Annotated in this window: 17 protein-coding genes and 1 other annotated feature; of the genes, 3 read left to right on the top strand and 14 right to left on the bottom strand. The window is 31.9% G+C overall.

Annotation, left to right across the window (positions count from 1 at the left end; all coding sequences use genetic code 11):
• Positions 1–5 precede the first annotated feature (5 nt).
• From ABMA45_RS10260 to ABMA45_RS10240, 5 genes are all read right to left on the bottom strand, one after another.
• A complete protein-coding gene (locus ABMA45_RS10260; RefSeq protein ID WP_022089801.1) occupies positions 6–518 on the bottom strand; it encodes a flavin reductase in 513 nt (170 codons plus the stop codon).
• A gap of 138 nt (positions 519–656) precedes the next feature.
• Complete coding sequence (locus tag ABMA45_RS10255) at positions 657–1,874, bottom strand: aminotransferase class I/II-fold pyridoxal phosphate-dependent enzyme (RefSeq protein WP_022089800.1); 1,218 nt, start codon at positions 1,872–1,874, stop codon at positions 657–659.
• A gap of 101 nt (positions 1,875–1,975) precedes the next feature.
• Positions 1,976–2,215: a binding site (T-box leader), on the bottom strand.
• A 66-nt stretch (positions 2,216–2,281) separates the two neighbouring features.
• Positions 2,282–2,935, bottom strand: a complete 654-nt coding sequence (locus ABMA45_RS10250; protein WP_022089799.1) for an ABC-2 transporter permease — start codon at positions 2,933–2,935, stop codon at positions 2,282–2,284.
• Positions 2,932–3,795 (bottom strand): ABC transporter ATP-binding protein, encoded by an 864-nt coding sequence (locus ABMA45_RS10245; protein WP_022089798.1) that lies wholly within the window; start codon positions 3,793–3,795, stop codon positions 2,932–2,934. The genes ABMA45_RS10250 and ABMA45_RS10245 overlap by 4 nt, the downstream gene beginning before the upstream one ends.
• A 1-nt stretch (position 3,796) precedes the next feature.
• Positions 3,797–4,171, bottom strand: a complete 375-nt coding sequence (locus ABMA45_RS10240) for a GntR family transcriptional regulator (RefSeq protein WP_022089797.1) — start codon at positions 4,169–4,171, stop codon at positions 3,797–3,799.
• 554 nt (positions 4,172–4,725) lie between these two features.
• On the opposite strand from ABMA45_RS10240, the gene ABMA45_RS10235 reads away from it, so the two are divergent.
• A complete protein-coding gene (locus tag ABMA45_RS10235) occupies positions 4,726–6,270 on the top strand; it encodes a M15 family metallopeptidase (protein WP_022089796.1) in 1,545 nt (514 codons plus the stop codon).
• A gap of 184 nt (positions 6,271–6,454) precedes the next feature.
• On the opposite strand, the gene ABMA45_RS10230 is transcribed toward ABMA45_RS10235, so the two are convergent.
• A complete protein-coding gene (locus ABMA45_RS10230) occupies positions 6,455–7,009 on the bottom strand; it encodes a phosphatase PAP2 family protein (RefSeq protein ID WP_022089795.1) in 555 nt (184 codons plus the stop codon).
• Positions 7,010–7,369: 360 nt separating this feature from the next.
• Here ABMA45_RS10230 and ABMA45_RS10225 point away from each other — a divergent pair, with 360 nt between their 5' ends.
• Together ABMA45_RS10225 and ABMA45_RS10220 are read left to right on the top strand one after the other, a co-directional pair.
• A complete protein-coding gene (locus tag ABMA45_RS10225) occupies positions 7,370–8,491 on the top strand; it encodes a YibE/F family protein (RefSeq protein WP_022089794.1) in 1,122 nt (373 codons plus the stop codon).
• Positions 8,482–9,273 carry a YibE/F family protein gene (locus tag ABMA45_RS10220; protein ID WP_022089793.1) on the top strand — a complete coding sequence of 264 codons (792 nt, stop codon included), beginning with the start codon at positions 8,482–8,484 and terminating at the stop codon, positions 9,271–9,273. Before ABMA45_RS10225 ends, ABMA45_RS10220 begins: the two co-directional genes overlap by 10 nt.
• Before the next feature lie 61 nt (positions 9,274–9,334).
• On the opposite strand, the gene ABMA45_RS10215 is transcribed toward ABMA45_RS10220, so the two are convergent.
• The 8 genes from ABMA45_RS10215 to feoB form a co-directional block, all read right to left on the bottom strand.
• Complete coding sequence (locus ABMA45_RS10215; protein WP_022089792.1) at positions 9,335–10,687, bottom strand: MATE family efflux transporter; 1,353 nt, start codon at positions 10,685–10,687, stop codon at positions 9,335–9,337.
• 106 nt (positions 10,688–10,793) lie between these two features.
• On the bottom strand, positions 10,794–11,972 hold the full coding sequence (locus ABMA45_RS10210) for an iron-containing alcohol dehydrogenase (RefSeq protein ID WP_022089791.1): 1,179 nt from the start codon (positions 11,970–11,972) through the stop codon (positions 10,794–10,796).
• Between the two features lie 195 nt (positions 11,973–12,167).
• Positions 12,168–12,752, bottom strand: a complete 585-nt coding sequence (locus ABMA45_RS10205) for a hypothetical protein (RefSeq protein ID WP_022089790.1) — start codon at positions 12,750–12,752, stop codon at positions 12,168–12,170.
• A gap of 95 nt (positions 12,753–12,847) precedes the next feature.
• The gene (locus ABMA45_RS10200; protein ID WP_022089789.1) at positions 12,848–15,271 is read right to left on the bottom strand and encodes a glycoside hydrolase family 3 C-terminal domain-containing protein; all 2,424 of its coding nucleotides are present in this window, start codon (positions 15,269–15,271) and stop codon (positions 12,848–12,850) included.
• Positions 15,272–15,770: 499 nt separating this feature from the next.
• A complete protein-coding gene (locus ABMA45_RS10195; protein WP_022089788.1) occupies positions 15,771–18,698 on the bottom strand; it encodes a beta-glucosidase in 2,928 nt (975 codons plus the stop codon).
• 186 nt (positions 18,699–18,884) lie between these two features.
• Positions 18,885–20,210, bottom strand: a complete 1,326-nt coding sequence (locus ABMA45_RS10190) for an ATP-binding protein (RefSeq protein ID WP_022089787.1) — start codon at positions 20,208–20,210, stop codon at positions 18,885–18,887.
• On the bottom strand, positions 20,210–20,920 hold the full coding sequence (locus ABMA45_RS10185) for a LytR/AlgR family response regulator transcription factor (protein ID WP_022089786.1): 711 nt from the start codon (positions 20,918–20,920) through the stop codon (positions 20,210–20,212). The genes ABMA45_RS10190 and ABMA45_RS10185 overlap by 1 nt, the downstream gene beginning before the upstream one ends.
• Positions 20,921–21,206: 286 nt before the next feature.
• Positions 21,207–22,502: ferrous iron transport protein B (feoB, locus tag ABMA45_RS10180; protein WP_348030288.1), on the bottom strand; the 1,296-nt coding region annotated here is incomplete at its 5' end.

Raw genomic sequence — 22,502 nt, 5'->3', positions numbered from 1 at the left:
ATTTATTATTTTTTTTCTAATATATGTTCTATTGATGCCATATACATGTCATGATAATTCTTATCGCTATACCATTTTTCTAATGCTTCTTTATCAATAAAAGCGTCCGGTTCCATAGTCTGTCTAAACATCTTTTTACAAATCATAACATCATCTGCTTCTTCTATATAAGGAACATCTCCGCTAAATTCTACATGAAGATTTGCTTTATTTATTTTATCTTCATCTCTTCCTGATACTGTTCCTAAATAACTAAGTTCCTTTGCATACTTTTCATGGTCAAGGAATGAAATTGAAAAGCAGTCTGCATTATCAACAAACTCTTTTGTAAATCTTGTCTGTCTTATAAACACTGATACAATATCTTTTCCCCACATAACTCCCATATTGCCCCATGAAGCAGTCATTGTATTAACTTTTCCATCCTTAGCAGCTGTTATAAGCATCCATTTTTTTCCTATATCATTAAATACGTTTCCTTTATATTCTTCCGGTGTAATCTCTTTAAAATTACTCATTTTAGCAACCTCCGTTATATATTTCTTTTTATGCAGACTTTTTTACTGCATATTTAAGACTAGGAAAGTTTCTTTCAAGTCAAAGAACATTCCTAGTCTCATTTTACCACGATATTCAAATTAATTCATTATAATACTTTAATTCTGATGATATGTGCTTAAGAAGTCATTGAGTCTGTCTGCTGCTGTCGATAAAACAGACACTTCAGGTAAAAATACAACTCTAAAATGATCCGGTTGATCCCAATGGAATCCTCCACCATGAGTAAATAAAATATGTTTTTCCTTGAGGAAATCAAGAACAAATTTTTCATCATCTATAATACCAAATTTCTTAATATCAAGCTTAGGGAACATATAAAATGCTGCTGTAGGTTTTACTACTGAAAGCCCATCTATTTCATTTAAAGCATTATAAATCACTTCTCTCTGTTCATAAATTCTTCCACCCGGAACAAGTAATTCTTTTGTGCTTTCCAAATTATCAAGTGCTACCGGAATTAATGACTGTGCAGGAACATTTGAACATAAACGCATAGCTGAAAGTAATTTAATTCCTTCTATGTAGCCTTTTGCATGTTTCTTTTCTCCACAAAGGACCATCCATCCACATCTGTAACCTGCTATTAAATGTGATTTGGATAATCCGTTAAAACTTACAGTTAATAAATCAGGTGCCAATGATGAAAGAGCTATATGCTCTTTTCCATCCATAACAAGTCTGTCATATATTTCATCAGCAAATAATATTAATTCATGTTTTCTTGCCAAATCAACTATCTGCTCTAATATTTCTGTCGGATATAATGCACCTGTTGGATTATTTGGATTTATAACAACAATTGCCTTTGTCTTCGGAGTGATTTTACTTTCCATGTCTTTAATGTCAGGATACCAGTTTTGCTTGTCATCACATCTGTAATGAACTGCTTTACCACCTGCTAAAGTAACTGATGCAGTCCACAATGGATAATCAGGCATTGGCACTAAAACTTCATCTCCATAATTTAATAATCCATTCATTGACATTGTAATCAATTCGCTTACACCATTTCCTGTATAAATATCATCAATTGATACATTCGGCATATTCTTACTTTGACAATATTTAAGGATTGCTTCCCTTGCTGATACAAGTCCCTTTGAATCTGAATATCCCTCTGTAATTGCAGCATTATTTCCAATTGCTTCTTCTATTTCTTTTGGTGCCTTAAATCCAAATGGTGCAGGATTTCCAATATTTAATTTTAAAATATCAATTCCCTGTTCACTCATTCTCTGGGCTTCGTCCATAATTGGTCCTCTAATATCATAACATACATAATCTAATTTTGATGATTTCTCAAATGTTCTCATTTCATTTACCTCCTGATAATCAAAATTTCGTTTTCTTTTAAAACGGACTTTCATAAATATGAATTTGTCATGCATAAAAAAAACCCTAAACGTTGTTAAACGTTTAGGGCGAATTACTCCGTGTTACCACCTAATATTCAGAACTTATTATTCTGCACTCTGCTGATGCACATCCACATCATCTCTCTGTAACGGGAGAACCCGTTGAAGCCTACTAAGCAATAATGCCGTTGGGTTCAAAGCTCCGGAACTGCTTCACTAACGGTTCATTGAAGATTTCCAGCTACCATCTTCTCTCTATAAACTCTCCGAAAGTTACTCCTCTCCTTCACAGCCTTTATTAATCTAATCTTTTAGTATAGTATCACTTAATAAAATAAATTTCAACCGTTTGATTTTATATTTTTTTAAAATTCTTTCTTATTAATGATTTTTATACTAATTGGAATCGTTATTGTTAATGCAATCACAAATGCTGCAATCGCAATCATTAAAGCTGTTATATCACTTATATTTTCTAATTTATTTAACCAATTCATAATTGAATCAAATAAGCTATCATTAACCTGTATTAAAATCTGTGCAATTAAAAATATTACCGCTCCTATAATAAATGGTATTGTCCTTCCTACTTCATTTCCAAACTTTAATTCCAGAGGAATTGCTATAAAGGAGTAAATTAAAAATACTAATGCAATAACTATTCCGACAGCTATTTCTATTTTCATATGATTTGTTCTCATTCTGGCTAATAAACCCAGAATTAATGAAAACATTATTCCAACACATGCAATAATACTGCAAAAAATATATTTTTCTATCACATAATCTTTTCTTCTTAACGGCAATGTCATTAAAAAAGTGTTTCCATGTTGATAATTATCATACGAAATCGTAGATAATGCACTAACCTGTAACATTACTGCAACAAAAGATGAAATATATGTAAGTGTTATTCCATCTCCCATCATCGCACTGAATAGTGCTATAGCAAATACTATATACAAAATCCTTTTATTACTAAAAAGTAATTGAAAATCTTTTATTATTAAACCTTTCATATCTTCTCACCTTTCACTAAAACCATAATTAATTCATCTATATTGCCTTTTTCTATAACTATTTCCGGATAATTATCAACTATATATTTTCTGTCGTTAGTTATACATTTATATCCATATTTTTCCTTTTCGCAGCAAAGAATTATATTTTTATAATTTGTATCTGATTTTAAATTTTCATACTGTTCTTCATTTGCCTTTATAACTCCATACAAATCTAAAAGTTTATACATATCTTCGTGCAAAATTATTTTACCATCATTAATCATGTAAATATCGTCACATAAATTTTCTAAATCACTTGATATATGAGAACTTATGATTACAGTTCGCATTTCCTCTTCCATATATGTTCTAATAATATCTAAAACTTCATTTCTTGTTATAACATCTAATCCTGCTGTTGGCTCATCAAGAATCAATATTTCAGCATTGTGACTTATAGCTACTATTACTTTTAATTTCGCCTTTGTTCCCGTAGATAAATCTTTAATCATCTTATTAAGTGGAATGTTAAAATTGTTACATTTATTCAAAAACATATCTTTATCAAAATCCGGATACATATTTTTTAATATCGGAACCAGTGCCTTAACTTTTAAATATTCACTAAATCCACTCTCTGCAAGCACAACTCCTAATTTTTCTTTGTCGTGTACATCTAACTTTCTGCTGTCTTTTCCAAAAATCTTTATTTGTCCTTCATCCAGATTAATTAAACCAAGAATCGCCTTAAACAAAGTACTCTTTCCCGCTCCATTAGCTCCAATGATTCCTGTTATTCTACCCGGCGCAATATTTAACGAACATTCAAGCCTAAAGTTCTGATAGTTTTTCTTTATATTACTAATCTCAATCATATTACATATCCTCCAAAATAAGTTCTAACAATTCTTTTATCTCATCATCAGTCATTCCACTTCTCTTTCCCTTTCTAATGGCAGTTTCAAAATCTTTTTCCACTTCTCTTCTAAGTTCCTCTAACTTAATATTGCTACCAATATTAGAAATATAGCTGCCTTTTCCATGAACTGTTACAACATAACCTTCCTGCTCTAATGCATCATATGCCTTCTTTACTGTTAAAGCACTAATTCTAAGTTCTTTCGCCATTGCCCTTACCGAAGGCAGTGCATTACCTTCCTTAAGATTTCCTCTTATTATCTGTTCCTTAACCTGATCAACAATTTGTTCATAGATAGGTGTCTGCGAGGAATTATTAATTATAAGATTCATATAACTCCCTCCTTATATAAACAGTATATAACAGCACAAACTGTTCTGTCAACTGTTATATACTGTTTATTTTTTATCTTTACTAGAGTGGATTTAATTATATATATTGGGGGAATCAAAATTTTTAGTTCAAAATTTTTTGCTGAATATTCTAATTAATAAAAGTAGATTTTTATAGAAACATGTCATATTATATATATGTTACTATTTTGTCTGGAATCAACATTTATTTTTGTCAGTTCAAAACAAAAGCAATTTTTGTTTAATACCACAGATATTTGTTTTTATCTCAGATTAGACATAATTATATGTATCAAACGATAGGAAATTTTTTCTATTTTTGCTAGCATAGTGTACCTGAAAAAGTAATGTTTGAGCCTTTAGGCGAGTTTTACTTTTTTAGGTACCATAAACGGCGCAGAAAAAAAGAAAAAATGACGTGTTTGATACATATAATTATGTCTAATCCGGAAAGTAACAAATAGCGCAGGTATTCTTTCAAGAATATGTTTATTAGCACACTATGAATTTGTAAATAAAGGAGGATTTTTATTATGAAAAAGTTTAGTCTTGTTATGACTATTATATTTGCTCTTTCACTAGGAGCATTTTTTCATGTAGATGCATTTGCATTTGACGAGAAAGAGACAGAAACAACTGTTACAAAACCTAATGCCCCTACAGATTTTACCGCAACTGTTTCATCTGATTCTTACTCTTCATCTGTTACACTTACGTGGAACTATGACAACTATTATGTTAATGGATTTTATATTTACAGAGCCACTTCAGAAAATGGGGCTTATGAATTATTAACTACATTGTCACGATACAGCACATCATACACTGATTACAATATTTCAAAATGTGTTCCTTATTATTATAAAATCGTAGCTTATACTTACGACTATTATTTTGGCGAAATATGTAGTGATGAAGTTGTTTCTAATCAGATACTCATACCTCTTAATCAGGTCGCACTTCAATCTGTTACAGCTTCAAGTGGAAAATCAATGACAGTAAACTGGTATCCTGTATCAGATGCTTCAGGTTATTATATCTATAGAAGCACTAATCCGGATTCTGATTTTACTTTAATTTGTGATTATATAAATTCTTCAGCCACAAATAATAATTTGTCATATTATGATTCTTTCTATGAAAATTCAGCATTATCATATACGGACTGTAATCTGACTGTAGGACAAACTTATTATTATAAAGTATGCCCTTATGTGTTATTTAATGGCCAAAAATATTCAGGTACAATTTCTTCTGCTTTATCAGATATCGTAAGAATCGATGCAACTAAAATTAAAAAATCTGCATCTAATAAACCTGGTACAAATACAATTACCTGGAAAAATTTAAATGATGCTGACGGATATATTATTTATTACTCAACATCCTATGACTCAGGTTACAAAAAATTAAAAACAATAAAAAGTAACTCAACCACTTCTTATACACAGAAAAAACTTACAAATGGAGTTGCTTATTATTACAAAGTATTTGGATATGTAAATGTAAAAGGTAAAAAATTAGAAAGTATTGAACCTGAGACATATACAAAATACTGTGATTACTACACATACAAAGATGAAGATTACACAAGCAGACATAAACGTATATTTGGTAATAAAAATATTTATAAATACAAAAACAGCAAACAAGCTTGGAAAAATATGAAATTAGTAAAAGCTAAAGTTTGGGATATAAACAGGCATGGTAAAAAATATACGAGAACTTTTTATCTCTATGTTCATAAAGGTGTTGCTCCTTCTGTAGATAAAATGTTTAAAGAAATTTATAAAAGCAAGGAAAGATTCCCAATACATGATATCGGTTGTTATAATTGGCGCGGAAATTCATCAACTTCTGAGCATTGCTTAGGCCTTGCCTTTGACATCAATTCAAACGAAAACTATATGGTCCAGGGGAAACAAATTCTTGCCGGTTCTTTCTGGAAGCCAAAGAAAAATAAATACTCAATACCTTTGAAATGTAATTTGGTAAAAATTCTTGAAAAATATGGATTTAGCCGAGGATTCTGGGGCGAGCGTAAAGATTATATGCACTTCTCTTATTTTGGAGGTTAAATAGCAAATAAAAGGTGTATTAGCCATTAAAATAATCAGTAACAGATTACTATTACATAAATGGCAAATACACCTTTTATTATGTTCTTTGTATGCATAATTTTTTATATTGCTTTTTACTTATATTTTTTCTTATATATACTTTTTAAAGTCTTTCTTTTTAATTTAAAAGCATATAGATTACCTACTGTTTATCAGTTTTAATTTTTTCGCTTATTTTTTCAAATACAAACTGACCTACATAACTTGACAATATTCCTGTGACAACTCCTGCTAAAACATCACTCGGAAAATGAACTCCGACATATAATCGTGAAAGTGCAATTAATATTGCAAGGATTAATGTCGGTACCCCAAATTTCTTTGGAGCATTTCTAAATATTGCCCATGCACATGCAAATGAACTTCCAGTATGACCTGATGGAAATGACCAATCTTTTTGCTTTTCAATTATCAAATTTAATGCAGAAATCTGATCATAAGGTCTTACTCTTGCCACAAGATTTTTCAAAATAAAGTTATTAATTACAAGTGATGATATAAGAGATAATGCACATATTCCACCTAATTTTCTTGTTTTTTTAAAAATTAGCAAAATTAATGTTATTGCAATCCAAATCATTCCTGCATTTCCAAGTGAAGTTATAAATTTAACAATTGGAGTCAAAATATCATTTCTTATATTATCCTGAATCCAAAGAAGAATATTACCATCTATATCTAACAATTTATCTATCATACATTACCTCACGTATATTTATCTTTCTTAATTTAAGCAATAATATACTATCACATATCTAAAATATTATAAACGAATAAAATTTTTGTTGCCAAAATTTACATTAACAACAAAAAAATTTTGCCACCAAATTTTCACACTAATAATACAAATAAAATTTATACTAATAAAAAATTTATGCTAACAATTTAGATAACAATTGCATTTGACAAATTACTTTTAAAAATCTATATTATTTTGTTAGAATAGATTAAATAAAATATAATAATTATTCAGAATATGTGCTAAAAAATTTTCATATATCAACAATGATTTATTCTTATCTTCATGGCTGAATAATTACAAAAAACAGGAGTTATTATGAACTTTAAAGCACTTTTAAAAAGCAATAAAAAACTTATATTTAAATTCTGTCTTTTAATCGGTTGCTTTCTTATAATGACATTATTTATTTTTAATAATGAATCTTTTTACAAAAGGACAATAATAAAAATTACTGATATTTCCACATCAAATGCGGGTGTTAATACAAGTCCGACCGGTAAAACAGAAAATACATTTGTGCAAAACATTAAGGCAAAAATTTTAAATGGTAAATACAAAGGTCATACTGTTTCATTTGATAATTCATACTCTGAATCAGAAATTACCTCTGTAAAATATAATAAGGGTGATAAATTATTTGCTTCTATAAAAAAAAGTAACGATAATTTAACTGCAACAAATATTTCTCAAAAACGTGATTCATTTCTATTTTTACTTATTGGAATGGTTATACTTTTACTTATCTTTACCTCAGGACGTTTAGGATTTTTAACTATAATTTCAGTTATTATTAATATCTGCTCTTTTATATATTGTATGAATTTTATTACAGAAGACTCAGTCAATTTTCCCGTGTGGATATGTGAAATAATTCTTTTCACAGTTGTTACTCTTATTCTGGTAAGCGGTTTTCATATAAAGACTTTAGGAGCAATTATTTCAACTTTAGCATCTGTATTAATCATTGCCGCTTTATACTATGTAACAATTTATGCAAATGGTGATTTGCCTTACGACATGCAACAATACGAAGTTGCATCACTGCCTCTAAAAGATATATTCTTTTTAAGTTCATTACTTGGTCTTTTAGGTGCGGTTATGGACAATGCAATTACCATTAATACTGCTGTAAGTGAAATTGTTGCCACAAGTCCATCTGTTTCCTACAGTAAACTTGTAAATTCAATATATGAAATTATTTATGATGTAATGGGAACAATGATTAATGTATTATTTTTTGCTTACTTAAGCAGTTCTTTACCTATTATTATTTTAAAATTGAGTAATGGATACAATCTGATATCCGTTTTTACTATTGATTATATTTTTGATATTGTAAGATTTTTAATTGGTTCTATAGGGATTGTTATTTCTCTTCCAATTTCAGGAATTATTGCTGTTTTACTATTTAAGAAAGGATTTAGAAAATGCGAATAGTTTATATATTATTTTTCATTTTGTTTGTTCTAATGCTTGTATTAGGTGGCGAAAGAGGTGCAAAATCATTTATAACTTTAGTTTGCAATGTTTTTATTGGGGCAATTAGTATTTTTCTCCTCTTAATTGGAGTTTCACCTTATTTGATTATAATTGTAAGTTCTTTGGTATTTTGCCTTGTTACAATAAAATTTCAGAATGGATTGAACATTAAAACTGTTAGCAGCCTGATTTCTGTTTTAATGGTCTGCATTTTTTCATGCGTGATTATTTATATTTTCAGTATTAAAGGACATATTGGTGGATTTAATGAGATTGAAATGCAGGAAGAAGAGGTTTTCTTTTTAGGAAGCGCAGTTGAATTTAAAATGGTAAATATTTTAATGGTTGCTTTTGTGTGGGGCCAATTAGGTGCAGTTATTGACACAAGTATGGCTATATCCTCATCTTTACACGAAATATTTATTCATAATCCAGACTATTCTAAAAGAAAGCTCATTTATGAAGGAGCTGTTATTGGGAAAGATATATTAGGAACAACAGTAAACACTTTATCATTTGTTTTCCTTGGTGAATCTCTTATGTTGTTTATTTATTACCGTACTTATGTATATTCAACTAATACCATTATTAATTCTTCTTCATTTTTTCAGGAAATCTTTTCTTTATTATTATCATGTATTGGTTGCTTAATAATAATACCTCTTACTTCTTTTATTTATGCAATCATATGCAGAAATAAAAAAATTCATAATTTCATTGCAAAATTTTCGGAGGACTAAACTAATCCCTCCGAAATTTTTTGTCTTAATTTATTTTATATAGTCTTTTACTAATCTTTACCTATTGTCCTGCTTCTATTCTTTTTCTAATAATCAAATATGAGGTCATTACCATTGTCCCGGTTATTACCCATGTTACAGGATATACATTCATAAGCATTGTAAATGTCGGAACAACCTTAAATACTGTATATAACCATACTACTCTAAATCCGCAGGAACCTATTACAGTAAGTAGTGCCGGAAGAAGTGAATGTCCCATTCCTCTGAGCGCTCCTCCTGATATTTCATATACGCCTGTAAGGCATTCCAGCAAAGTTACATGTTTCATTCTTATTATCGCATATTTTATTGCTACAGGATCATTTGTATAGATACCTGCGAAAAAGTCCGTTGCGCCCACAAAAATAAAACTCATGACAAGTGTTAATGCCATACCTGTAACAAGACTTATTCTAAATGCCCGCTTACATCTTTCAAGATCCTTTGCTCCATAATTCTGGCTTGTAAATGTAACCGCTGTCTGATTAAAAGCATTTATCATGTAATATGTAAAATATTCGTAATTTAATCCCGCAGAAGAACCTGCCATCGCATGTGTTCCAAATCCATTAATAGCTGACTGAATAAATACATTTGACAAAGAGAATACAACTCCCTGTAATCCTGCCGGTGCTCCTATTTTGATTACCTTAACAACTATTTCTTTATTTAACGATAATTCTCTAATATTTAATCTTATTGCATCATCACTATGCGATAGAAAATATACTACTAAAAAAGCACTAACTCCATCTGCTATAACTGTTGCTATGGCAACACCTGCAACGCTTAAATGAAATACTATTACAAGTAATAAATTTAGTAATATATTTATAATTCCTGAAATAATAAGGCAATATAAAGGCTTTCTGGTTTCACCTGTACTTCTTAGTATCGCTGCTCCAAAGTTATAAACCATGACAAATGGCATTCCTAAAAAATAAATTCTTAAATATAGTACTGCAAGATTTATAACTTCTGATGGTGTATTTATCATTAAGAGAATTGGTTTTGCTATGATTATACCTATAACAAGCAATGATACTCCGCTTATAAGTGCCACTGACATAACAGTGTGTACTGCTTCTTTAACCTTGTCTTCTCTTCCCTGTCCTATAAAATTTGCAATTATTACATTTGCACCTATTGATAATCCAACAAACATATTTATAAGCAAATTAATTACGGGACTGTTTCCTCCTACAGCTGCTAAAGCTGCACTTCCTGCAAATCTTCCAACTACAGCCACATCTGCCGAATTAAATAACTGCTGCAGAATGCTGCTTGCGGCTAATGGAAGTGCAAAGAACAATATCTTATAAAACATTGGTCCATGTATCATGTCCATTTGCTTTTTCTTTATTTTACTCATTTTTTCTCCATATTTCACTTAATCTAATATTATGATGTTAAGGGTAAAAGTTACCAACTTATGCGTAAACTCATGTGGGCTTAGGACTTTTGGCCCCGGCATCGAATTATCTTGCCATTTTATATATTTTTACAATGTCTTCCCTATATAAAACTTTTGCTGAACCTTTATGTCCACCACACGCATCACAACACTGGTCTGCAAGTTTCTCTATATCTGCATCTGACAATTCTAATCCCAGTTCTTTTATCGATGTTGGCATTCCTATACTATGATAAAATTTTTCCATTGCTTCTATTCCCTTTAAAGCAATCTCTTCATCACTTCCTACCTCTTCAACATTCATTACATTTATTGCAAATTTCTTAAATCTTCCAAGGCATTCTTTATATACATATCTTGCCCAGCTTCCCCATACAGCAGCTAATCCTGCTCCATGTGCCACATCATATACTCCGCCTAATTCATGCTCTAACATGTGCGTTGCAAAATCTTTGTTTTTAATACCGCATCCTGTAAGTCCGTTATGTGACAAACTTCCTGCCCACATTACTTCTGCTCTTGATTCATAATTATCCGGTTGTTCTAAAAGAATTGGGGCATTTTTAAGAACTATCTGCATTACAGATTCTGCTATTTTATCTGTAAGTTCCATCGTTTCTCCTGCTGTAAAATAACGCTCCATTGTATGCATCATTATATCTGTGCATCCACATGCCGTCTGATATTCTGGTAATGTCATTGTAAATTCAGGATTCATTATTGCAAATCTTGGTCTTGAAATTTCAGTATGATATGAACGCTTTAGTCCTGTTTCATCATTTGTAATAACTGAGCTGTTGCTCATTTCACTTCCTGCTGCTGCAATTGTAAGAACGACACCTACAGGAGCACACTTATCCGTAACACGTTTCTGTGCATAGAAATCCCATACATCTCCTTCATTTGCAATTCCATATCCGATTGCTTTTGCAGAGTCGATAACGCTTCCTCCACCTACTGCAAGAATAAAATCAACATTCTCTTTTTTCGCTAACTCAATTCCTTTATAAACTAATGAAAGCCTTGGATTAGGAACCACTCCTCCTAATTCTACATATGGTATATTTTCTTCTGTTAATAATTTTTCAATTTTATCAATTAATCCTGATTTTTTTGCACTATGTCCACCGTAATGAATCAATACTTTTTTGCCATTCTGTGCCTTTATAAGCTGTGCCACTTTTTCTTCTGATTTTTTTCCAAATTCTATAAATGTCGGTGTGTAATATTCAAAATTGTACATATTTCATTACCTCTTTTCTGTTTGTTGACTGTTAAATTCTCTACCTTATTTTATTCTTCATTTATTGTTTTTTCAATTTATTTTTTAAGATATTATTTTTTCAAGCAAAAGAGGACACTTCTATTTTCTGAAAGCATCCTCTTTATTATTTATGGCTTTTTAAATTTTATATAATTTTATTTACTATAAAGTAATCTATTTATCCTTTTCTCCTTCAGGGAAAATAATTTTAAATACGAAGAAGAATATTACCATTGATACACCGCCTGTAATAAATGTTACAAGTATGTTATAAATTGCAGGTGATACATATGCTGATGCTATAGGCATCCATAAATTATTAAATCCGTTACAGATAAGTGAAATTACAACCCATGCTATGAAATACCACATTGCCTGATACCATGGATTTCCTTTACTTTTAAAAGTAATGTTTCTCTGTAATGGGAAGTTAATACACTGTGCTAAAAATGAGCCTACCTCATAACTAATAAAGTATCCTAATCCACCACCGATTACTACTGCACCTGCTGCATTTTTTACAACATTGTATCCTAGTAAACTCCAAGTGAAATCCACACCGAATATATGCATGTCAATCTGTGGCCACATAAATTCTGTTCCTGCAAGTCCAACTCCTAACATCTTTGGCATAAATGTAAATATTAAATACTGAAATATTGTTACACCTTCGCTGAATACTATAAAGTAAAAAATCTGGTATAACCACTTTGCTAATTCAGGATGTTTTTCTTTAAAATTGCTCCAAATCTGTTTCATTTTATCTCTCCTTGTACTTCTTATATCTTTTTAAGTTTTCACATTAATCAATAATTTTAATTTTGTTCCTAACAATTTCTATCTTTGCTTAATATTTATTTCTCTTCTAAAAGTCTTTTCTCGTATTCTTTATTTGCTTTATTATTTGCAAAGAATCCTTTAATAACCCTTCCGACACCTTTAAAGAAATGTCCATTCCAAATGCTTACAATTCCCTGTGCCATTTCTGTACTAACCATTCCACCTGTCATTTTTGCTAATGCATAAAAAGGCATGTTGTAAATGAACAATATGTTCAAATCCGGTTTTCCTTTTGCTTCACTCTTCTTCTTTATGCTTGTTAAAATTTTGTAAACTAATCTTCCAACCCATCTTTTAGCATAATATAACTGGCAAAATGCATCATACATTGATAGTTCACCTGACCAGCTTCCATCATGGATTTTTCTTCCAAGCAAAGTTTCAAACTGCTTATCATCTACATTTTTGATATCTGCATTGTAATATGATGGCATTTTTTCTTTGTCATATGGATTTTCTGCCTCTGTTCCTTTTATAGAAATTTCTGCTGAAATTCTTACGTCTTCTACATTTGAAGCTATGTTAATAACATATTCTGCTGTTTCAATTTCAAACTTATTTGTTTTTACATTGAAATATCTAAATGTCTTATCATCAAATGGTATTTCAACCTGTTTGCATTCGCCTGCCTTCAAAAATACTTTTTTGAATCCTTTTAATTCTTTTTTAGGTCTGTATATTTTATCTGACTTACAGCTTACATACATCTGGGCAATTTCTTCGCCATCCATTTTTCCTGTATTTGTGATTGTAAATGTAACCTTGTCCTCTGCAACATTTATATCTGAATATTCAAATGTTGTATATGAAAGTCCATATCCAAATGGATATTTTACAGGAACTTTAGCTGTGTCATAGTAACGATATCCTACAAATATTCCTTCTCTGTATTCTGATGTTCGTTCCTTTGATGGGAAATAATTGTATGATGGTACATCTTCATATTTTACAGGTAATGTTTCGTTTAATTTTCCTGATGGATTTATCTTTCCTGTAATAATATCAAGTAATGCGCCTGCTCCTGCCTGTCCTGACAAATATCCATGCAAAAGTCCTTTGCAATTAACATCCCAAGGTGTTTCAATTGCTGAACCTGCACTTAATACTCCTACAATGTTTTTATTTACCTTGCTTAATTCTTCAAGTAATTTAATCTGGTTTGCAGGAATTTTCATATGTTGTCTGTCTAATCCTTCTGACTCGCTTAATTCATCTAATCCAAAGAAATAGAGAACTACATCTGCTTTTGAAGCTATTTCTTTCGCTTCTTCAAGCAATTGATTATTTTCCTTACCTATTCTGTCATAACCTTTTGCTATTCCTATATTTTCAAGTTTATATTGTGCTATTGTATTTGCTATTGTTTCTATTTTTGTAGCATTTACAACCGATGAACCTGCTCCCTGAAATCTTGGTTCAATTGCAAAATCTCCTATAACTGCTACCTTTGTTCCTTCTTTTAATGGAAGAATATTTTCTTCGTTCTTGAGTAATACAGCACTCTTTCCTGCTGCTTTTTTTGCTATCTCATGATGCAATTCTTTATCATACTTACTATTGCTTTTTTCTTTTTTTGCAAATGTTAAAATTGCATCTAATAATGTATCTACGCACTCATCTAATTCTTTTTCAGTAAGTCTTCCTTCTTCAATTGATTTTAAAAGTTCTCTTGCTGAACCTAGTCCCGGTGCCGGCATCTCTAAATTAGATCCTGCTGCAACGCCTGCTGTATGGTCATTTGATGCTCCCCAGTCTGTAATAACTATTCCATCAAATCCCCATTCATCTCTTAAAATATCCTGTAATAAATGCTTATTCTCATTTGCATATACTTCATTTACCTGATTATATGCACTCATAATAGCTTTCGCATTTCCTTCTTTTACGGCAATTTCAAAATTTGTTAAATATATTTCTCTTAATGTTCTTTCATCTAATACAGAATCAGAAGCCATTCTTCTTAATTCCTGACTATTTACTGCATAATGTTTTGGGCATGCTGCAACACCTTTACTTTGAATTCCCTTAATATATGAAGCAGCCATTTTTCCTGCTAAATATGGGTCTTCTGAAAAATATTCAAAATTTCTTCCACATAAAGGATTTCTTTTTACATTTAATCCCGGACCAAGTATTACATTTACATTTAAAGCTACTGCTTCCTCGCCTAAAGCTTTTCCTATTTCTTCGCCTAATTCCGGATCCCAGCTGTTTGCAACTGTTGCTGCTGTTGGGAAACATGTTGCTGGAACTGATGCATTTAATCCTAAATGATCGCCATCACCTTCCTGCTTACGAATCCCATGAGGTCCGTCAGAGCAAAACATTGACGGTATATTTAATCTGTCAATATTTCTTGTTTCCCACTCTGTCATTCCGCTTAATATTGCTGCTTTTTCGTCCAAAGTCATTTTATTAAGTAAGTCCTGATGTTTCATTTTACTCTCCTTTTCTAATCGCAATATTTATGTACTAACTTTCTTTTTTGTTGCTAAATTCTTCTTTCATTTTGTTAATCTTAATATATCATCTAAAATATCAAATATATTCTTTTGTCATAAACTGCCGTTTTAGAGACATAAACGGTGCTTTTATACGGGTATCTTTAAGGAATGCTTTTACTGATTGTAATCACAGTTGTAGATATATTAGTAGAATACTTTCACTACTTATAAGCATAATTGTCAGCCGGACTAGCAGAGCACTTTCACTACTTGTAAGCATAAATACTATCTTAAACCCAGGACATTATATCTTTAAATCAGTTTGACATTAATCAGGCTGAAACTCTTTCATTGTGCATAAAAAAGATGCATCCTTACTTAAGTTTTAATCACTTAAGTAAGGATGCATTTGAGGGAGTTTTCCGGTCGTCATGCCCTACAAATAGCATGATTACCTTTAGTTATAATCTATAATTATTCTTAAACAACTATATTATTCTGCCTGTTCTACAACAACTTCTTTTCTTCTCTTGTTGAAGTTTACTATTAATAAGATTTCCCAGGCAATTAAGATAATTGCTGCGCAAACATCTACAACTTTAAGAATTGTTTCCCAACGGTTTGGCTGCTGTGACTGTTCAATTCCAAGTTCACTGTACTGACGGCTATTTGCTACAACATAGAGAATACGTTTTGCTGACTGACGTAATTTCTGCTGTGCTCCTGCTGTTTCAGTATATTTCATATCATTTGCTTCTGTTGCATAGTTTACTAACATAATGTCTGTACCGTTACGAATTGCCTGGTCAGCGTTCATGTAACCATATACACCAAAGTAGTCAGTTTCAACAAATCCCTTGAATCCCCATTCACCACGGAGAACATCTTCTAATAATTCTGAGCATCCACCAGCCCAGCAGTTTCCAATGTAGTTGAATGATGACATAACTGCTAATGAGCCACCGTCTTTAACTGATTTTTCAAATGGCTTTAAGTAAACTTCACGGATTGCCTGTTCATTTGCCCATGTGCAAAGCATACTTGTTCTATTTGTTTCCTGATCATTTAATGCAAAGTGTTTCATATATGCATATACTCCGTGAGCCTGTGCACCCTGAATTGCGCTTGTAGCGATATCTCCTGACAATACACCATCTTCTGAATAGTATTCAAAGTTACGTCCTGCAAATGCTGTACGATGAATGTTCATAGCCGGGCCATACCAACCTGCTGTATCCATCTGATCTGCCATTGTTCCGATTGAATCACCAAATTTATTTGCTAATTCATTATTCCATGTAGCTGCAATTACTACTGCTGCAGGGAATCCTACAGAACCCTGTCCTGTAAAGTTGTTATTAATAGAAGCCGGACCATCACAGTCATTTGTTCTATATTTTCCTACTGATTTAATTGCTGCAGTCTGATATCCACCAAGAGATGTCATACTGTTCATTTCCTTAATTGTTAACTGATCCATAAATGTATCCCATTTTTCATCATCATAGTCTACACCACGCATGTCAACTAAATTAATTCCTGCATTCTTTCCTGTTGTTGGATATTCTGCATCAGGATCTTCATCTTTTTCACCTGCTTTTGCATCATAATTTGATACATTATAAAATCCTGCTTTAGCTTCATCTGACATTTCTGTACTTGTTGGAGCCTTTGTTGCTTCTTCATAGTTTGCAAATTTATCTGCTCTTGAAAGGTATGTTACATCACCTTCTGCGAAATCAAATTCGTTTGTTGCAACTGATACATCACTTTCACGTTTGTTATCTTCGCCATATGTAATTGTTTCAGGAACATTTACATTAACGCTGTCTAATACTGTATGTGAATCTGAATTTATAGATACCACATAGTCACCTTGTTCTAAAACATATGCTTTAGCTGTCTTTGAATCATAAGATGCCATATCTTCTTTATCAAATGAAACCTCAACTGTTTGAGTTGCACCCGGTTCAATTGAACCTGTCTTAGTATATGTAACTAAGTTTGCACTTGATTTTTCAATACCACCATTTGTATATGGAGGATTATAATATACTTCTACAACATCCTTACCAGCAACTGATCCTGTGTTCTTAACTTCAACTGTCAATGTTACAGTATCACCTTCTGTGCTTGAATTTACAATTTTTTGTTCAAATGTGCTGTAGCTAAGTCCGTATCCAAATGGGTACTGAACTGTCTTATCATAATCAATAAGACCTTCTGTAGCTGCTGTTTCATAGAACTTATATCCTACATAAATTCCTTCAACATAATTTACAAAAGTTGGCTGTGTTTCAGGACTGAAAGCTGTTGCATCAACCTTGAAATCACTCATATTTGTATATTCAAATTCTCCCATGTTATTCCATGTTGGAGCTTTTGTCAAATCATATACAAATGTATCAACTAATCTACCTGATGGGTTAACTTCACCTGATACGATACGTCCAAATCCGTCAAATCCTGACTGACCTGCACCTGCACACCAGTATGCACCCTTAATCTGTTTGTAATCATTAATAAATCCTAATTCAAATGGGTTTGCACCATTGTATACAACAATTACGTTGTCAAAGTTTTTACATACAAGATCAAGCATTTCTTCTTCTCTGTTTGATAACTGTAAGAAATGATCTCCTTTGTCCCAGTCTTTTCCTTCATTTACTGAATCGTCATATGTCATCGGAATATCTGCTTTGTATGTTCCGTCAGCAACTGCTGCCATATCTGTTGGAAGGTCAGCACCTTCACCACCTACACGTGAAATAACTACCATTGCTGTGTTTGAAAATTCTTTTGCATTGTTCATCATTTCATCTGTGTAAAGACTTACATTTGGCTCAGGTAATGTCCAATCACAACTCATCATTCCTACTTCAGGATGTTTATCTTCATAATCTGTGTAAAATTTTGTTAATTCCTTGTTTGTTTCGATTCCTGCGTCATTTAAACCTTTGATTAAATTAACTGTAGGATATGCATCATTTAATGCACCTGAACCTGTACCACCATAGCAAGGATTTGTTGAACCCCAGCCAAATACGTTTAACTTACCACTTGTTACAGGAAGAACGTTATCATCATTCTTTAAAAGAACTGCTCCTTCTTCCACAATTTCTGAAACTAAATCAGTAGCTTCTTCAGTTGTCTTTGCGTCGATTTTGCTAACCGGCTTTCCTGCTACTGATGTTAACAATGTGTTCATTGGTCCTGTACAAATTAAATTTGCTAACACAACAATTACCAATACCATTGCTACCAAAACCTCTCCACGAACCAAACGCTTTAAAGGTTTCTTTAATCCTTTTACTGCTACGATAGCAATTATACCGACAATAATTGCTATTACACCTACTATTAAATGTGTTGAAATACTCTGAATAACTCCTATAACGTCATCCCAGTTAATAGCTAACATCTCATTTCCTCCTTTTTCATCTGAGCGATATCCGCTGTTTCCTTGTAACTATAATTTACCACATCCTAATTTAATTTGAGTTTTCTGTCATAAACTGTCGAAAATCACTCATCAACTGCATTTTACATATACTTTTTGCACAAAAAAAGTGCACTTATATGTGCACTTTTCACATTTATTTAACAATTATTTGTTACTACAAGGAATTAATATTGTGAGTTCAAACCAATCTTTATTCATTCCTGCTTTCATGGTTCCGTCATATTTGTCAACTGTATATTGAATACTCTTAAGTCCGAATCCATGATTTCTTTTGTCAGCCTTTGAACTCTCAAATAATCTAATTCCTCTTTTATCCTCATTTGGTTTAACTTCGCAATAATTCTGAAATTGAATAAGTACAAATTTATTCTTTGCAGAAACAGTCACGTGTATAATTCTTTTTTCAATATCCTTAATCATTACTACATTTTCAATTGCATTATCAATTGCATTTCCAAATATAGTACAAATATCAGTAACATGCATAAACTCAAGTAATTTTCCATCAATAACACAGGTAAACTTAATATCATATTTCTGTCCATGCATTATCTTTCCCGCTATAATAGTATCTAATACCTTATTTCCTGTATTAGTAACACTCTCAAATCCTCTAATATCATCTTCCATTGCATCAAGCCACTCTGTTCTTTTATCGATATCCGTTTCTGCCCTAAGACCTGCAATCTGATGCTTTAAATCATGATATTTCATATTAATTAAATCTATGCTTTCCTGATAATTTCTATATTGATTGTACTGGCTCTTTAACATTGAATCCATTGTTACAATTTCTGACTCAGCCATAAGTTCACAAACTCTACTTTGATAAGCATAAAGAATTGTCATTCCTGCTAAATCAAATAATGTTCTAATGTTAAATATGTCACTTCTAAATCCACTTGAAAATGGAGTATTTTTCCAAATAAAACTTAAATTACTAAATGTAAATGCTACTGCCACTATAGCTATAACTGCAATAAATTCTTTATATGTAATTTTATTTAAATATTCAGGATTCATTAACGGCTTTTCCATAAATGCAACTAATACAAAAATTGCTGTATATATAACAACCAGCATTACTATCTTTGCAAATACAAAATGCTCAACATCAACTCTTGCATTCAGATAACAATCCAACTGCCACTGAAATGATGCTGTAAACTCAGCAATAAGAAATGCTCTCGCACATAAATATGCCGCCGTAATTGAATGCACATTTCCTACCGTATATATGAATAAATACATTAAAAGTGCCGCAGCCACCATACATGGAATCCACCATACTGTTGGCAAATCTCCCGTTGGAACTAACAACGCAATCTGTGCAACTAAAAATAACGTTGATAATGCAACTGTTATTTTATTATTGAACCTCTTCTTAATAAGGCAAATATAAATTACACACGCTCCCCATTCTGCTAATGCCGTATAAAATCTTGGAATATCCTGATAAATTGTTTCCATTATTCAGTCACCCCACTCATATAATTAACTAAAGCCTCCATAAACGGCTTTTTCTTTGCTCTACTTATTAATAACTCCTCGTCATTAATAAGGCACACTCCCTCTTTTACCCCATCGACGTATTTGAGATTAACAATATATCCTTTATTGCATCTGAAAAATCCATATGGCGATAATATTTCCTCCATATCTTTCATTGTACCTCTTGCAGTAAATTCGCCTTTCTTAGTTCTATATATGAGAGAATGTCCCATACTTTCAACATAATATATATCATCAATTTCCATTTTTAAAACACCATCTTCTACAGGAATTGATACAAATACTTTCTTTTTATTTTGTAGTCTTCCTATCGCTCTATCAAGTTTCTGCGAAAACGGAAAAAATTCAACCGGTTTTACAACGTAATCTAATGCATCAACTTCATATCCTCTTATTGCATATTGGGTCATATTTGTAATAAACATTATAATTACCTCGCTGTCTAATTTTCTAATCTGTTCAGCAGCCGTCATTCCATCCATATATTTCATCTGAATATCCATAAGAATTATGTCAAAATCTCCTGAATAATTTTCAACTATTTCCGCTCCATCCGGAAATACTCTTACATTAATTCTGTTTCCGCTTTCCTTCTCATATCTTGATATATATTCTTTTAATTGAGATACGTATAATTTCTCATCCTCAACTATTGCAATATTAATCATTGTATCCTCCTACTCTTCGTAATTTTAAAATTAACCACTACACCCTCATAACTTTATTTTCAAATATTAAAATCCGTTATTTATAACTGTGCAACTATTGTAAAACTCCTTATAAATTATATCTTAACATACAAAAAAATTAGTGTAAACAAAACCTTAATGTCTTGTTTACACCATATATTGGAAGATAGTACGCTAAAAACAAAAAAGGACTTTACAGGATACGATTGGCATTAACCTACATATCCTATAAAGTCCTCTGTATAAATATTTTATTATGTTTAAATTAGTTTTTTGCTAATTTTTTAGAGTCAATTTTTAAAGATGTACTTTCCTTGTATGGTCTGAATAATAAGTATCCAAATCCGATTACAAGTAAGATTGCCACTACTGTTCCAACTCCAAATGTTCCTGCTGTAAATAATGTACCTAACTGGTAAATACATAATGCAACTACATATCCAAGAATTGTCTGGTATCCAATTGCAAAGAAGAACCATTTTTTGTTGTTCATCTCTCTCTTAATAGCACCCATAGCTGCGAAACATGGTGCGCAAAGAAGGTTAAATACTAAGAAACCATAAGCAGCGATTGGTGTCATAATCTGTGCAAGATTTCCCCAGATTTCTGTACCATCTTCTGCAACTTCTGCAAAACCGAATAACATACCAAATGTTGCTACTACATTTTCTTTTGCAATTAAACCTGAAATAGCTGCTACAGCCATCTTCCATCCTTCACCTGCTTTTGTCCATCCAAGTGGTGTGAAGATAGGGGCGATTACACTACCAATTGAAGCAAGAATACTGTCGTTTAACTGTTCTGCTTCTAACATTCCAAATTTTCCATCTACCCAACCAAAGCTCATTAAGAACCAAAGTACGATTGTTGAAAGAAGAATAATTGTTCCTGCCTTCTTAATGAATGACCATCCTCTTTCCCACATACTTCTAAGTACGTTGCTAACTGTTGGCCAATGATATGCAGGAAGTTCCATTACGAATGGAGCCGGATCGCCTGCAAACATTTTTGTTTTCTTTAAAATAATACCTGAGCAGATAATTGCTGCAATACCAATAAAGTATGCACTTGTTGCTACCCAACCTGCATTTCCAAAAAACGCACCTGCTATTAATGCGATAATAGGAAGTTTTGCTCCACAAGGAACAAATGTTGTTGTCATAATTGTCATCTTACGGTCACGGTCATTTTCAATTGTTCTTGATGCCATGATACCCGGAACACCACATCCACTACCAATTAACATTGGAATGAATGATTTTCCTGAAAGACCGAACTTTCTAAAAATTCTGTCCATGATAAACGCAACTCTTGCCATATATCCACAGCTTTCAAGGAAAGCTAAGAAAATAAATAATACAAGCATCTGTGGTACGAAACCAAGTACAGCACCAACACCGGCTACAATACCATCAAGGATTAATCCCTGCAACCAGCCTGCACAGTTAATTGCTTCAAGTGCATTTCCAATAATCACAGGAACACCTGGTACCCAAACTCCATAATCTGCAGGATCAGGTTCTTCAGCTTCTGTTGCTGTCTTAAAATCATTAACTGTTAC

It is taken from the genome of Eubacterium sp. CAG:156, assembly GCF_000434315.1.
Lineage (GTDB): Bacteria > Bacillota > Clostridia > Lachnospirales > Lachnospiraceae > Eubacterium_U > Eubacterium_U album.
The sequence above is the reverse complement of the archived record's forward strand: the minus strand, read 5'-3'. Positions and strand labels throughout refer to the sequence as shown.